This is a genomic window from Rahnella variigena (assembly GCF_003610915.1).
Lineage (GTDB): Bacteria > Pseudomonadota > Gammaproteobacteria > Enterobacterales > Enterobacteriaceae > Rahnella > Rahnella variigena.
This window is the reverse complement of record NZ_NSDJ01000001.1, coordinates 3,727,708-3,742,081: the sequence shown is the minus strand read 5'-3', so window position 1 is coordinate 3,742,081 and position 14,374 is coordinate 3,727,708. Positions and strand designations below refer to the sequence as shown.

The window sequence follows — 14,374 nt, the reverse complement described above, 5'->3', positions numbered from 1 at the left end:
AGTGGAATACATCATGGAACAAATGCCGGATTGCGGATACCACAAAACGCCCTTGCAACAGCAGGAAGGGCGAAAAGGGTATCCTCAGGTATCGCCGGAAAATCAGCGATGAGTGAGCCGCTTATTAACGGCTACGGAAGACAATGCGGCCTTTGCTCAGGTCGTACGGGGTCAGCTCTACAGTGACTTTGTCGCCCGTCAGGATGCGGATGTAGTTCTTACGCATTTTACCGGAGATGTGTGCGGTAACTACGTGTCCGTTTTCTAATTCTACGCGGAACATAGTGTTTGGCAGCGTATCAAGTACGGTGCCTTGCATTTCAATGTTGTCTTCTTTGGCCATCGAATCCTCTAGGTCTAACTACCATAGTTTTTAACCGGCAAGATAATGCCGAAAAACCCACATTATGTAAAGAAGTATGGTCCATGACCGCACCTATTCCCTATCCTTCGGGAACACCGGCAGGTCTTCATCATGTGGGGATAAGTCTTGTGGCAACCAGCAATCCGGCGCTAACGCGCGTTGCGAAAGTTCGGATAACTGCTGCAAAAATTGGCGGCGGGGGATCTCTCTCGCACCCAGCGACGCAGTGTGAGGGTTGAGCACCTGACAGTCAATCAGTTCTCCACCATTGCGGGAAAAATGTTGGCAAAAAACCATCAGCGCGGCTTTTGAAGCGTTTTCACGGCGACTGAACATCGACTCGCCGCAAAATAACCCGCCAACAGAAACACCGTATAATCCCCCAACCAGTTCATTTCCTTCCCAGACTTCAACTGAATGCGCACGTCCGGCTTCATGCAATTCCTGATAACCGCGCTGAACCAGCGGTCCGATCCAGGTACCGTCCTCACGCTGCATGGCACACGCGCGTATGACCTTTTCAAATTGCTGGTTAAGTGTGAAACGAAAAGGCATTTTGCGCATGAAACGTTTCAGACTCCGGCTGACGTGACGTTCATCCGGAACTAAAATTGCACGGGGATCGGGTGACCACCAGAGGATCATCTCTCCCGGTTCAAACCAGGGGAAAACGCCGTACTGATACGCGGAAAGCAGGCGAGGGGCGGTGAGATCACCCCCGATAGCCAGCAGGCCATTCGGCTCCTGCAAGGCAGTTTCAGGATCCGGAAAATTAACCGAATTGGCCTCAAGCTTTACTAACCGCATAGATCTCCTTATCCGGCGACTCACGGGCCGCCGCTAAACTGGCAACTACGACGTCAGGTACGTGACAAAAACCGCGCATACCGGCCCTGTGCAGCAATTAACGACGCATGATCACCTTGCTCCACAATCTGACCTTCTTCCATGACGCAAATCCTGTCGAAAGTTTCCAGACCGTGCAGCCGGTGCGTCACTAAGAGTAGCGTTTTATTCTGACAATGCTTGTGCAGCAGAGCCAAAATATGTTGTTCCGTTTCCGCATCAAGCCCTTCTGTCGGTTCATCAAGCAACCACAGCGGGGCGTCATGCAGCAAAGCACGCGCCAGCCCGATACGACGCTGTTCGCCACCGGAAAGCTGACGCCCGCCTTCACCAAGCCAGGCGTTCAGGCCTTCATTTTTCAGCAACACATCTAAATCAACCTGTCTCAGGGCTTCCGCGATCTGCTCATCGGTGCATTGCGGTGATGCCATACGCAGGTTTTCGCGCAGCGTAGTGTTAAAGACATGTGCGCGCTGACTGACAACGGTGATCATCTTACGCAGCGTTGCTTCATCGTAGCCACCGATAGCATGACCGTTGATTTCAAGCGTGCCGCTGGTGATATCCCAGCCGCGGGTCAGCAATTGCAGCAGGGTAGATTTGCCACACCCGGTCTGGCCGAGCAGGGCAATATGTTCACCGGCACGGACATCCAGCGTGACGTTTTTCAGCACCGGAAGCGGTTGTCCGGGATAGGTGAAGTTCAGATTTTGCAGCGACAGGCTGACGTGTTCAGCGGCAACAGGACCTTGTGTCGGGAAGGTTACGTCTGCGGGCTGGTCAATAATCTGGCTAACGCGCTGAGCCGAAGCGATAACTTGCCCCAGATGCTGGAATGCCGCAGCGACCGGTCCCAGCGCTTCGAAAGCGGCCAGCGGAGTAAATACGAACAAAGCAATCAGTGCGCCGGGTTGCGGGAACTGGCTGATGCCACCCGCGGCCAGCCACAGCATTAGCGTCACGGTCAGACCGGCTGCTGCAATCACCATCGCCTGCGACAAACCGGTCAGTTTTGCCTGCTGCTGCTGGCGCAACATCCAGCGGCGCTCGATATCGTTCAGTTGCTGGCGGAATCGTGGCTGAGCGCCAAAGACCACCAGCTCGGACTGACCCTGTAACCATGACGTCAGCTGCATGCGGTACTCACTGCGCAGCGCCGTCAGTTCGCGGCCAGCCGGTTTACCCGCCCGGTAGAAAATCACCGGAAGAAGCAGCATCAGCACCAGCATGATCGCACCGAGGGTCAGCGCCAGCTTAACATCGAGGAAACTCAGGCCAAACGTCACCAGCAGGATTACCACCAGTGCACTTACCAGCGGAGAAATCACCCGCAGATACAAATGGTCCAGCGTATCGACATCGGCCACCAGCCGGTTCAGTAAATCGGCCTGACGAAAACGGGCAATACCGCCCGGAGACAGCGGCATGATTTTGGTGAAAGTAAACACGCGCAGATGTGCGAGCACACGGAATGTCGCGTCGTGGCTGACCAGACGCTCGGCATAGCGGCCTGCAGTACGAAATATCGCCGCCCCGCGCACACCGGCGGCAGGAAGCATGTAGTTGAAACTGTATAAACCGGCGATACCCGCCACGGCGGAGGCCGCGAGGAACCATCCCGAAAGCGTCAGCAGCCCGATGCTCGCCAGTAAAGTGACGATAGCCAGAATGATGCCCAGAGACAGGCGGAACCAGTGACGTCGATACAGCGCGAGATAAGGCAGAAGAGTTTTCATGATTACAGCTCCTTATTCCGCTGAGAAAGCAGGCTGGCGAATAAACCATCCTGAGCCACCAGTTGCGCGAAGGTGCCGCGCTCGGCGATCAGGCCTTTATCCATCACCCAGATTTCGTCGTACTCCCGGGTGTCTTCCAGCTGATGCGTCACCAGCAGGGAGGTTTGTGCTTTAGACGCGTCGTTCAGCGCGCTCATTACCCGTTTTTCGCTGTGTGCGTCGAGGCTGGCGGTGGGTTCATCAAGCAGTAATAAACTGCACGGCGAGAGCAGGGCGCGGGCTACGGCCACGCGCTGCGCCTGACCGATGGATAAACGCGCCGCGCTGTCGCCCAGTTCGGTTTCCAGTCCCTGCGGTAACAGCGGCAGGAATTCACTCACATACGCACGGTCGATGGCAGACTGAAGCTGTTCATCGCTGACATCCGGCTGATTGAGCAGAATGTTGGCACGCAGGGTTTGTTCGGGCAGATGTGGGTTCTGGCCGACCCAGCTCAGCTGTTTACGCCATTCATCGTTGCGTAATGATTTCAGTTCCATACCGCTGACGGTAACGGAACCCTGATAAGGCAGGAAGCCGAGCAGGGCGTTTAGCAATGAACTTTTACCCGCACCGCTCAGGCCAACGATGGCGATACGTTGTCCTGCCGGAATACTGAAGGTCAGCGGACCGGCCAGCGTTTTACCCTGCGGCGACTGAATAATCAGATCGCGGGCTTCCAGATCAACCGTTTTACCGGCCGGGAAATTCTGATCACCGTCACCCATATCGGCACTTTCAGCGCTAAGGAACGTCACCAGACTTTCTGCTGCGCCGACGGCCTGCGCTTTGGCGTGATAAAACGCGCCCAGATCACGCAGAGGCTGGAAAAACTCCGGGGCAAGTATCAGCACCAGAAAACCGGCGAAAAGGGTCACAGGCGTGCCGTAGCTGCCAAAGTTCAGTTCGCCGAGATAAGAGAAACCGAAATACACCGCGACAACCGCAATGGAGATGGAAGCGAAGAATTCCAGGACTGCGGAAGATAAAAAGGCCAGACGCAGAACGTCCATTGTGCGTGCGCGAAAGTGTTCCGTTGAGCGTTTGATCTGGTCGATTTCTGCCGTCCCGCGGTGGAACAGGCGAAGCGTATCCAGACCGCGCAGACTGTCGAGGAAGTTTCCGCTTAGACGCGCCAGCGCGACAAAGTTGCGGCGGTTAGCATCTGCCGCACCCATTCCAACCAGCGCCATAAACAGCGGGATCAGCGGTGCGGTAACCAGCAGGATCAGCCCTGCGGCCCAGTTAATCGGGAAGACGCTGACTAAAATCAGCAGAGGAATAATACCGGCAAGTGCAATTTGTGGCAGATATCGGGAATAGTAATCCTGCATATCTTCGATTTGTTCAAGAATGATGCTGGCCCAGCTGCCCGCCGGTTTGCCCTGGATCCATGCAGGACCCAGTTTTTCCAGACGATCCAGCACCAGTTTACGCATTTCCTGTCGGATAACGCGTCCGCAGATAAAGCCCACCTGTTCACGTAGCCAGGTCACGACGGCACGCAACACAAAGGTGAGTGCCATTAACAGGAAACTTTGCAGCAGCGCATCACGCGGAGTGTGCTCGATAATCAGGCTGTGCAGTAATCCGGCCATCAGCCAGGCCTGTGCGAGGATCAGTAAACCAGAAAGCAGACCCAGCATCATAGACAGTCGGATCCAGCCTTTGGCGCGGGAGCTTTGTTGTTTTAACCAGCGGGTAAGTTCTTGTTGTCGTGTTTTATTCATCAGGCTTCAGTCTGTGCAGCAATCCGGATGGGAGGGCGCTTATGTTACATGCTCAGACCGCAAACTGAAAATATGAAAAAGGCGGCAATCACGCCGCCTCTTTTTAAGGGCAAACAGAAGGGGAGATGCTTACAAATCCGGTGCTTGCGATAAACCGTCCAGATAGCGTTCGGCATCCAGCGCGGCCATACAACCGGTACCGGCAGACGTAATCGCCTGACGGTAGATATGGTCCATGACATCGCCTGCGGCGAAAACACCCGGAATACTGGTTTGTGTCGCATTGCCGTGGGAACCGGACTGCACTTTGATGTAGCCGTCTTTCAGTTCCAGCTGGCCTTCGAAAATGCCGGTGTTCGGGCTGTGACCGATAGCGATGAATACACCAGCAACATCCACCTGAGATTTCTCGTCAGTGCGCACGTCGAGCAAGCTCGCGCCGGTAACACCCATCTGATCGCCGACCACTTCGTTCAGGGTTTTATGGGTGTGCAGAACAATATTACCGCTGGCCACTTTGTCATTCAGACGGTCAACCAGAATTTTTTCAGCACGGAAACTGTCGCGACGGTGTATCAGGTGTACTTCAGAGGCAATGTTCGCCAGATAAAGCGCTTCTTCAACTGCGGTATTCCCGCCGCCAACCACTGCGACTTTTTGATTACGGTAGAAGAAACCATCACAGGTGGCGCAGGCAGAAACGCCGCGACCTTTGAACGCTTCTTCAGAAGGCAGACCGATATAACGTGCGGATGCGCCGGTGGCGATGATCAGTGCGTCACAGGTGTATTCGCCGCTGTCGCCGGTGAGGCGGAACGGACGGTTCTGCAAATCGACTTTGTTAATGTGGTCGAAAATAATCTCAGTATTAAATTTGGTCGCATGTTCATGCATACGTTCCATCAGGCCCGGACCGGTCAGACCTTCCGGATCGCCCGGCCAGTTTTCGACTTCGGTGGTTGTGGTCAGCTGACCGCCTTTTTCAACACCGGTAATCAACACCGGATTAAGGTTGGCGCGTGCTGCATAAACTGCTGCGGTATAACCCGCCGGACCAGAACCTAAAATCAATAATTTACTGTGTTTAACCGTACTCATGCGTAATTCATCTCCGCGGTAGCGACAAGCGATAGACCGATTGTAGGGAAAACGGCGCAGTAAAAAAAGCAAACTCAGATGTTGTTAACGATTTGTCTGATAGTTTTTACAGAGAAACACGGGTAAAAAGGTTTCCTTTGCTGATTATCAGACACTTAACTGTTTGATGAACAGCGTGAAAAACAACGGCGGTGATGTCAGTCGCTGTGAATGTTGTTTAACAGAGTGCGGTCTTTTAGTCACAATTCACGGCAGGTTGTGGGGTTTTGGCTGAATTATTTCGCGCACTGAGTTGTTATTGTCCAAAGAGAAAAGACAGCTAAAAAGGGGGGATCAGCTTTTCAGGTTGGCACGTTCTTCTGATTTTGCTTCTTTTACTTTGACAATCCGCTGTGCATTTGCGAAAACATCAGGGGAAGAAGAAATTAACTGCCTGTCTGTGACTTGAATTTATGCAATTGGCTGCTACCGGACCCGTTCTGGTCTTGCTTTTTTGCGTTTTTGTTGCAGCAGGGTTTAGTGAATCAGGTTGGCTGTATGCAATCTATTAATTTCGCAGGGTTATTTCTTTTGAGTATCCGTTTTACGGTCGTGTTCCTTTTGACAGGGGATCAACGCGGCTTTGGGATGCGTAAACCTTAATAATCGGGTCTTCGCTTGGGACAACCCTTAGACATTGAAGTTGGCTGGGGTATGGCAGGTGCAGGGAAGGACAGCAGAGAGACAATAATAATGGTAGACAACAAAAAACGTCCGGGAAAAGATCTCGACCGTATTGACCGTAACATCCTCAACGAATTGCAAAAGGATGGCCGGATTTCAAACGTCGAGCTTTCCAAACGTGTGGGATTATCTCCAACTCCATGTCTGGAGCGCGTTCGTCGTCTGGAACGTCAGGGCTTCATCAATGGTTATACCGCATTGCTTAACCCGCATTATCTGGATGCCTCGTTGCTGGTGTTTGTTGAGATTACCCTCAACCGTGGCGCGCCGGATGTGTTTGAGCAATTTAACGCGGCAGTACAAAAACTCGAAGATATTCAGGAGTGTCACTTGGTTTCAGGGGACTTCGACTATTTGTTGAAAACCCGCGTACCTGACATGTCCGCCTACCGTAAGCTGTTAGGTGAGACATTACTTCGTCTTCCAGGTGTTAACGACACCCGAACCTATGTGGTCATGGAAGAAGTAAAACAGACAAATCGCCTGGTCATCAAAACCCGGTAATTGTTCAGGTGCAAAACCTTGTAATTTTAGCTACACTCCTGTGTATCTATACAGCTATGGCGCCGGGGACTCTCGGCGCTGTTGCTTTTTCTCAGTTCACAGGAACCTGGAGAGCCTTTCTTGAGCCAGGAATATACAGAAGATAAAGAAGTTACCCTTAAAAAGCTGAGCAATGGTCGCCGTCTTCTGGAGGCTTTGCTGGTGGTGGTAGCGATTTTTGCTGCTTATTTAATGGCGGCATTGGTGAGTTTTAACCCCTCTGATCCAAGCTGGTCTCAGACCGCATGGCATGGGCCAATTCATAACTGGGGCGGTGGTGTGGGAGCCTGGATGGCTGACACGCTGTTCTTCATCTTTGGCGTATTTGGTTACGCTATTCCCCCTATTATTCTGTGCCTCTGCTGGGCGGCGTTTCGTCAGCGGGATAAACAGGATTTCGTCGATTATTTTGCCCTTTCGCTGCGCCTTATCGGGACGCTGGCGCTCATTGTCACGTCTTGTGGTCTGGCATCAGTCAATATTGATGACCTTTACTACTTCGCTTCCGGTGGTGTCATCGGCAGTTTGTTGAGTACAGCGATGACGCCGTATTTCAACAATGTGGGTGCGACGCTGGTGTTGTTATGTGTGTGGGCAGCCGGACTGACACTGTTTACCGGCTGGTCATGGCTGACCATTGCCGAGAAAATTGGCGGTGCCGTGCTCGGCGTCACCAATATCGTGACCAACCGTTCCCGTCGTGACGATGATTATGACTACGACGAGCACGACGATCCGTTACTCGAAGACGACGAAGCCAAACCGGTAGCTAAAGTTGCTCCTGCCGTCGCAGGTGCAGCGGCAACAGCAGCGATCCCTGCGGCTGCCGCAGTGACTGCTGATACCGATGACGATGACGTCCTGTTCTCTGCGCCTTCAGTTAATGAGCATCCAGCAGCACCAGCACCTTCTGCTCCTGTTTCTTCTGCTGTTCCTGAAACAGCCGCAGCAGTCGCTGAAGCGGCTTCGGTCGTGACACCAGCGCCAGCAGCTGATCCTTATGCTGCAGAACCGCCGGTGGCTGAGATTTCACCTTATCCGTCTACGCCGGTTTCAACCGCGCCGCCGCTCTATAATTTCGAAATTACGGAAGAAACGCCGGTGCCGCGCCATCCGCAGCCGGTACAGCAATCACCTTCTCCTGCGCCGGTTGAGCGCAATCAGGAAGATGGCCCGAGTCTCGGGAACTGGCAAACAGCCGTTGAACCCAGTCGTTCACCGTTTGATTTCAGTTCGCCGGTACCCGATGCCGCGCAGGCCGCCAGCGTTGCCGCTACGGCTGCACTTGCTACGGGTCTGGCTCAGGCAGGGCAGTCTGCGGCATCTTCTGCAACCAATACCTTTATGCCTGCTTTCAGCGCTGTGAGTGATGAAAATCCGCAGGTGAAAAAAGGGTTTGGCCCAGAACTGCCGCGTCCAAATCCGGTGCGTATTCCAACGCGTCGCGAGCTGGCATCGTACGGTATTAAATTGCCGTCTCAGCGTATGGCCGAACAACAGGAAAACGCGCAAGCTGTGGCCCAGCAAAATACCGGGCAGGAAACCTGGCATAACGATCCCCTGGCTCAGGCCGACGAGGAAGCCCGGCAGGAAGCCGCATTGCAGCAGGCGTTTGCCGAACAGCAGCAAGAGCGTTACGGCGATGCGGTGACTGAAAGTGAACCGGACGCTGAAGCCGCCTTGCAGGAAGCTGAATTACGCAATGCTTTCGCTGCGCGAGAGCAGGCGCGTTATCAGCAAGAAGTCGAGCCGCAAAGCGGTCTGGTTCAGCATCATCATTCGCAAAATAATCAGGAAGAAATTTCCCATTCTCCTGCCGATGATTTTGCTGCTGCCGCGATGAAACTCAGTCAGCACGATGCTTTCAGCTTCTCGCCAATGGCTGATCTGGTGGACGATACGCCGTCTGAGCCATTGTTCACGTTGTCAGCGCAAGCGGAAGAAGAACCGCAACCTGCCGCGTTTGCTCAGCAACCTTATCAGCGCGCTGCGGCTTCGGAACCGGTTCAACATGCGCAGGAATATGAAGCGCCACGTCAGTCATCGCCATCGGCGCAGCCTGACATGGACAGCCTGATCCACCCGTTCCTTATGCGTAATGAACAGCCGCTGGTGAAACCGACTACGCCGCTGCCATCACTGGATTTGCTGACATCGCCTCCGGCGGAAGCAGAACCTGTGGACGAGTTCGCTCTGGAACAGATGGGTAACCTTATCGAAGCCCGCCTGAATGATTACCGCATCAAAGCAGACGTCGTCGGCAAATTACCGGGTCCGGTCATTACACGTTTCGAACTGGATCTGGCGCCGGGCGTTAAAGCCGCGCGTATTTCTAACCTTTCGCGTGACCTTGCACGTTCATTGTCTGCCGTTGCGGTGCGTGTCGTGGAAGTTATTCCCGGCAAGCCTTATGTCGGCCTGGAATTGCCAAACAAGAAACGTCAGACCGTTTATCTGCGGGAAGTGCTGGACTGTGCGAAATTTAAAGAAAGTACGTCTCCGCTGACGATTGTGCTGGGTAAAGATATTTCGGGTGAGCCGGTTATCGCCGATTTGGCGAAAATGCCTCACTTGCTGGTGGCCGGTACGACCGGTTCCGGTAAGTCTGTCGGCGTTAACGCCATGATCCTGAGTATGCTTTACAAATCCAAGCCGGAAGATGTGCGCTTCATTATGATCGACCCGAAAATGCTCGAGTTGTCGGTATATGAAGGCATTCCGCATTTGCTGACTGAAGTCGTCACCGATATGAAAGATGCAGCCAATGCGCTGCGCTGGTGTGTCGGCGAGATGGAACGTCGCTATAAACTGATGTCGGCGCTGGGTGTACGTAACCTTGCGGGCTATAACGAACGAATTCTGGAAGCGGAAGCGATGGGACGTCCAATTCCTGATCCATTCTGGAAGCCGGGTGATGGCATGGCTGCTGAGCCGCCATACCTGCAAAAAGAACCGTTTATCGTGGTGATGGTCGATGAGTTTGCCGATCTGATGATGACCGTCGGTAAAAAGGTAGAAGAACTTATCGCGCGTCTGGCCCAGAAAGCCCGTGCCGCAGGTATTCACCTGGTTCTGGCGACGCAGCGACCTTCTGTCGATGTGATCACCGGTCTGATTAAAGCGAACATCCCGACCCGTATTGCCTTTACGGTGTCGAGTAAAATCGACTCCCGTACCATTCTGGATCAGGGCGGTGCTGAATCCCTGTTAGGAATGGGGGACATGTTGTACATGGCGCCAAACTCCTCGATTCCGGTGCGTGTTCACGGTGCGTTCGTCCGTGACCAGGAAGTTCATGCGGTAGTTCAGGACTGGAAAGCCCGCGGTCGTCCGAAATACATCGAAAGCATTGTTTCCGGTGGTGACGATGGTGAAGGTGGCGGTTTAGGTCTGGACGGTGATGAAGAGCTTGATGCTCTGTTTGATCAGGCTGTGGCATTCGTCGTCGACAAACGTCGTGCATCAATTTCAGGCGTTCAGCGTCAGTTCCGTATTGGTTACAACCGCGCGGCACGTATCGTTGAACAAATGGAAGCGCAGGGCATTGTCAGTACGCCGGGTCATAACGGCAACCGTGAAGTACTGGCACCGCCATCGCATGAGTAAATCCTTCCAAAATTAATATCCAAAGTAATTCGGGCTGGTTCAAGGCGGCAACTGACCGAACCCCGGGAGCTTAGCTTACTAAGTGACCGGGGTGATAGAAGGCAGCCAACGCAGAGGCAGTTCGAATGATGAAGGATATTTGCAAAGATGCGTAAAACACATGTTTTTCAGATGATTGAGCTACCACCGGAGCGCTGCCTCGGATAGAGTTCGCACCATACGTCTTTTGCCTGTGTAAAAGGCATCGTCTGAAGTTTATGGATTTCTGAGGTAAGTATAAGAATGAAAAAATTGTTAATGGTAGGGTGTTTACTGACCGCATTTACCTCCGCTTCCGTATTAGCGGACGCCAGCAGTGATCTCAAATCCCGTCTGGGCAAACTCAATACTTTCCACGCCAGCTTCACTCAGACTGTCACAAGCGATGATGGTGCAGCCGTCCAGCAGGGCGAAGGTCAGCTTTGGGTCAAACGTCCGAACCTGTTTAACTGGCATATGACGACGCCAGATGAAAGCATTCTGGTTTCTGACGGCAAAACCTTGTGGTTCTACAACCCGTTCGTTGAGCAGGTCACGGCGACCTGGCTGAAAAACGCGACCGGCAATACGCCGTTCATGCTGATCACCCGTAACGACAGCAGCGACTGGGCTAAATACAACGTGAAGCAGAAAGGCGATGATTTTGAATTAACGCCAAAAGCTTCTACGGGCAATCTGAAGCAATTCGCAATCACAGTCACGCCGACCGGCACCATCAAAAGTTTTACTGCGGTTGAGCAGGACGGCCAAAAAAGTGCTTATACCCTGAAGGGTGAGCAAAATGCGGCTGTAGATGATGCTAAATTTAAATTTACTCCACCTAAGGGTGTGACGGTGGATGACCAGCGTCAGTGAGGTTAGTTTGAGTAATCTGTCACTCGATTTTTCCCAAAACGAATTCCAGCCACTGGCCGCCCGTATGCGGCCAGTAACCCTTGCAGAATATATCGGGCAGCAGCATCTGTTAGCGCCGGGCAAACCTCTGCCGCGGGCGATTGAAGCAGGGCAGCTGCATTCGATGATTTTATGGGGGCCACCGGGTACCGGGAAAACGACGCTGGCAGAACTGATTGGCCGCTATGCTAATGCCGATGTTGAGCGTATTTCGGCGGTCACATCAGGCGTAAAAGATATCCGTGAAGCGATTGAACGTGCCCGGCAGAATCGTGATGCCGGGCGGCGAACGATCTTGTTCGTTGATGAGGTCCATCGTTTCAACAAAAGTCAGCAGGATGCTTTCCTGCCGCACATAGAAGACGGCACCATAACGTTCATTGGTGCGACGACTGAAAACCCTTCGTTCGAACTCAATTCCGCATTGCTTTCCCGCGCACGTGTTTATCTGCTCAAATCACTGACAGCGGAAGATATTGAGAAAGTGATCGATCAGGCACTGACCAACGCTGAGCGCGGTTATGCCAATGAAAAAATCCGTGTCCCGCCAGAAACCCGCCGCATGCTTTCCGAACTGGTGAATGGTGACGCGCGCCGTGCTTTGAACAGTATTGAGATGATGGCCGATATGGCCGAAATTGACGCCAAAGGTTACCGGACGTTAACGCCAGAATTGCTCACGGAAATAGCCGGTGAGCGCAGCGCGCGTTTCGATAATAAAGGCGACCGTTTTTACGATTTAATCTCTGCGTTGCATAAATCAGTCCGTGGCTCCTCGCCTGATGCCGCACTTTACTGGTATGCCAGAATCATCACTGCCGGCGGCGATCCGCTGTATGTGGCGCGCCGTTTGCTGGCGATTGCCTCAGAAGATGTCGGTAATGCGGATCCGCGCGGTATGCAGGTGGCGCTTGCTGCCTGGGATTGCTTCACGCGCGTCGGTCCGGCGGAAGGTGAACGGGCGATTGCTCAGGCGATTGTGTATCTGGCGTGTGCGCCGAAAAGTAATGCGGTTTATACCGCGTTCAAATCGGCGATGCGCGATGCGCGCGAAATGGCAGATTACGATGTACCGGAACATCTGCGTAATGCGCCGACCAAGCTGATGAAAGAAATGGGGTTGGGTGCGGAGTATCGTTATGCACATGATGAACCCAACGCCTACGCAGCGGGCGAAGATTATTTCCCACCTGAAATGGCCCGTACGCAGTATTATTACCCGACGTCACGCGGGCTGGAAGGCAAGATCGGCGAAAAGCTGGCATGGCTTGCCGAGCAAGATCAAAATAGCCCGACAAAACGCTACCGCTAACTTTATCGTTGCGGTAAGGTTACCCGTGATAACTCTTTGACACGCTGCCGTTTCAGTCAGCGTGCATCGTCAAAATAACATTCAATAATGACACGTACAGGATTAGCATGCTCGATCCCAATATGCTGCGTAATGAGCTAGACGCAGTTGCAGAAAAACTCGCTCGCAGAGGTTTTAAACTCGATGTGGAAACGCTGCGTTCTCAGGAAGAACGCCGCAAAGTCTTGCAGGTAGAAACGGAAACTCTCCAGGCTGAACGTAACGCACGATCGAAAACTATCGGTCAGGCAAAAGCCCGTGGCGAAGACATCGAACCTTTGCGTCTGGAAGTGAATACGCTGGGTGAGAAGCTGGATGCCGCGAAGGCTGAACTGGAAGCATTGCAAAATGATATCCGTGATATCGCTTCTGCTATTCCGAACCTGCCTGATGATTCCGTACCTGCTGGTAAAGACGAAAACGACAATCAGGAAGTGAGCCGCTGGGGCACGCCGCGTCAGTACGATTTCACTGTCCGTGATCACGTGTCGCTGGGCGAAATGGCCGGTGGTCTTGATTTTGCCGCGGCTGTTAAGCTGACCGGTGCGCGTTTTGTGGTGATGAAAGGGCAAATCGCCCGTATGCATCGCGCACTGTCCCAGTTCATGCTGGACTTGCACACCGAACAGCACGGTTATCTGGAAACTTACGTTCCATATCTGGTCAACCAGGAAACGTTGTACGGTACTGGCCAGTTGCCGAAATTTGGCGAAGACCTGTTCCATACTAAACCGCTGGGTGAAGAAGCGGGCAGCAGCAACTATGCGCTGATACCGACGGCTGAAGTTCCACTGACCAACCTGACGCGTGATGAAATTCTTGAAGAAGAATCTCTGCCACTGAAAATGACGGCGCACACGCCTTGCTTCCGTTCAGAAGCCGGGTCTTACGGTCGTGATACACGTGGTCTGATCCGTATGCACCAGTTTGACAAGGTCGAGATGGTACAGATCGTTCGTCCGGAAGAATCGATGGATGCTCTGGAAGAACTGACTGGTCATGCAGAAAAAGTGCTTCAGTTGCTGAATCTGCCGTACCGCAAAGTTCTGCTGTGTACCGGCGACATGGGCTTTGGCTCATGCAAAACCTACGATCTGGAAGTCTGGCTGCCAGCGCAGGATACTTATCGCGAAATTTCTTCATGTTCAAACATGGGTGATTTCCAGGCCCGCCGTATGCAGGCGCGCTGCCGCAGCAAAACTGACAAAAAACCACGTCTGGTTCATACCCTGAATGGTTCTGGTCTGGCTGTGGGTCGTACGCTGGTGGCTGTGCTGGAAAACTACCAGCAAGCTGACGGCCGTATTGAAGTGCCGGAAGTATTACGTCCTTACATGGGCGGTTTAGAATATATCGGCTAATGCCGTTATATATGCAGTAATATAGCGAAAAAGCGCCTGAGGGC

At 53.1% G+C, this 14,374-nt stretch carries 10 protein-coding genes; 5 read left to right on the top strand and 5 right to left on the bottom strand.

All coding sequences use genetic code 11. The annotated features are described in order from the left end of the window. Positions 1-124 precede the first annotated feature (124 nt). The 5 genes from infA to trxB all read right to left on the bottom strand — a co-directional run bounded on the left by infA (position 125) and on the right by trxB (position 5,813). Positions 125-343, bottom strand: coding sequence for a translation initiation factor IF-1 (infA, locus tag CKQ54_RS17245; RefSeq protein ID WP_002211347.1), 219 nt, complete (start codon positions 341-343; stop codon positions 125-127). A 93-nt stretch (positions 344-436) separates the two neighbouring features. Next, positions 437-1,171, bottom strand: coding sequence for a leucyl/phenylalanyl-tRNA--protein transferase (aat, locus tag CKQ54_RS17240; protein WP_120161186.1), 735 nt, complete (start codon positions 1,169-1,171; stop codon positions 437-439). A 53-nt stretch (positions 1,172-1,224) separates the two neighbouring features. Then, positions 1,225-2,946 carry a heme ABC transporter ATP-binding protein/permease CydC gene (gene cydC, locus CKQ54_RS17235; protein WP_120161187.1) on the bottom strand — a complete coding sequence of 574 codons (1,722 nt, stop codon included), beginning with the start codon at positions 2,944-2,946 and terminating at the stop codon, positions 1,225-1,227. A 2-nt stretch (positions 2,947-2,948) separates the two neighbouring features. Beyond that, positions 2,949-4,715 (bottom strand): heme ABC transporter permease/ATP-binding protein CydD, encoded by a 1,767-nt coding sequence (gene cydD, locus CKQ54_RS17230; protein WP_120161189.1) that lies wholly within the window; start codon positions 4,713-4,715, stop codon positions 2,949-2,951. Between the two features lie 129 nt (positions 4,716-4,844). Continuing rightward, entirely contained in the window at positions 4,845-5,813 is a 969-nt protein-coding gene (trxB, locus tag CKQ54_RS17225; RefSeq protein WP_120161190.1) for a thioredoxin-disulfide reductase, read from the bottom strand. 732 nt (positions 5,814-6,545) lie between these two features. On the opposite strand from trxB, the gene lrp reads away from it, so the two are divergent. From lrp to serS, 5 genes are all read left to right on the top strand, one after another. Beyond that, positions 6,546-7,040 carry a leucine-responsive transcriptional regulator Lrp gene (gene lrp, locus CKQ54_RS17220; protein ID WP_013574775.1) on the top strand — a complete coding sequence of 165 codons (495 nt, stop codon included), beginning with the start codon at positions 6,546-6,548 and terminating at the stop codon, positions 7,038-7,040. A 120-nt stretch (positions 7,041-7,160) separates the two neighbouring features. Beyond that, positions 7,161-10,685: a DNA translocase FtsK 4TM domain-containing protein gene (locus CKQ54_RS17215; protein ID WP_120161192.1), complete on the top strand. Its 3,525-nt coding sequence runs from the start codon at positions 7,161-7,163 to the stop codon at positions 10,683-10,685. Between the two features lie 282 nt (positions 10,686-10,967). Beyond that, complete coding sequence (gene lolA, locus CKQ54_RS17210) at positions 10,968-11,579, top strand: outer membrane lipoprotein periplasmic chaperone LolA (RefSeq protein ID WP_120161194.1); 612 nt, start codon at positions 10,968-10,970, stop codon at positions 11,577-11,579. A gap of 7 nt (positions 11,580-11,586) precedes the next feature. Further along, positions 11,587-12,930 carry a replication-associated recombination protein A gene (locus tag CKQ54_RS17205; RefSeq protein ID WP_120161457.1) on the top strand — a complete coding sequence of 448 codons (1,344 nt, stop codon included), beginning with the start codon at positions 11,587-11,589 and terminating at the stop codon, positions 12,928-12,930. Between the two features lie 107 nt (positions 12,931-13,037). After that, a complete protein-coding gene (serS, locus tag CKQ54_RS17200; protein ID WP_112287299.1) occupies positions 13,038-14,330 on the top strand; it encodes a serine--tRNA ligase in 1,293 nt (430 codons plus the stop codon). Positions 14,331-14,374: the final 44 nt, after the last annotated feature.

Bases quoted from the DNA above. Each gene is read 5' to 3' on its own strand.
- infA (WP_002211347.1), bottom strand. From the start codon at position 343: ATGGCCAAAGAAGACAACATTGAAATGCAAGGCACCGTACTTGATACG.
- aat (WP_120161186.1), bottom strand. From the start codon at position 1,171: ATGCGGTTAGTAAAGCTTGAGGCCAATTCGGTTAATTTTCCGGATCCT.
- cydC (WP_120161187.1), bottom strand. From the start codon at position 2,946: ATGAAAACTCTTCTGCCTTATCTCGCGCTGTATCGACGTCACTGGTTC.
- cydD (WP_120161189.1), bottom strand. From the start codon at position 4,715: ATGAATAAAACACGACAACAAGAACTTACCCGCTGGTTAAAACAACAA.
- trxB (WP_120161190.1), bottom strand. From the start codon at position 5,813: ATGAGTACGGTTAAACACAGTAAATTATTGATTTTAGGTTCTGGTCCG.
- lrp (WP_013574775.1), top strand. From the start codon at position 6,546: ATGGTAGACAACAAAAAACGTCCGGGAAAAGATCTCGACCGTATTGAC.
- lolA (WP_120161194.1), top strand. From the start codon at position 10,968: ATGAAAAAATTGTTAATGGTAGGGTGTTTACTGACCGCATTTACCTCC.
- serS (WP_112287299.1), top strand. From the start codon at position 13,038: ATGCTCGATCCCAATATGCTGCGTAATGAGCTAGACGCAGTTGCAGAA.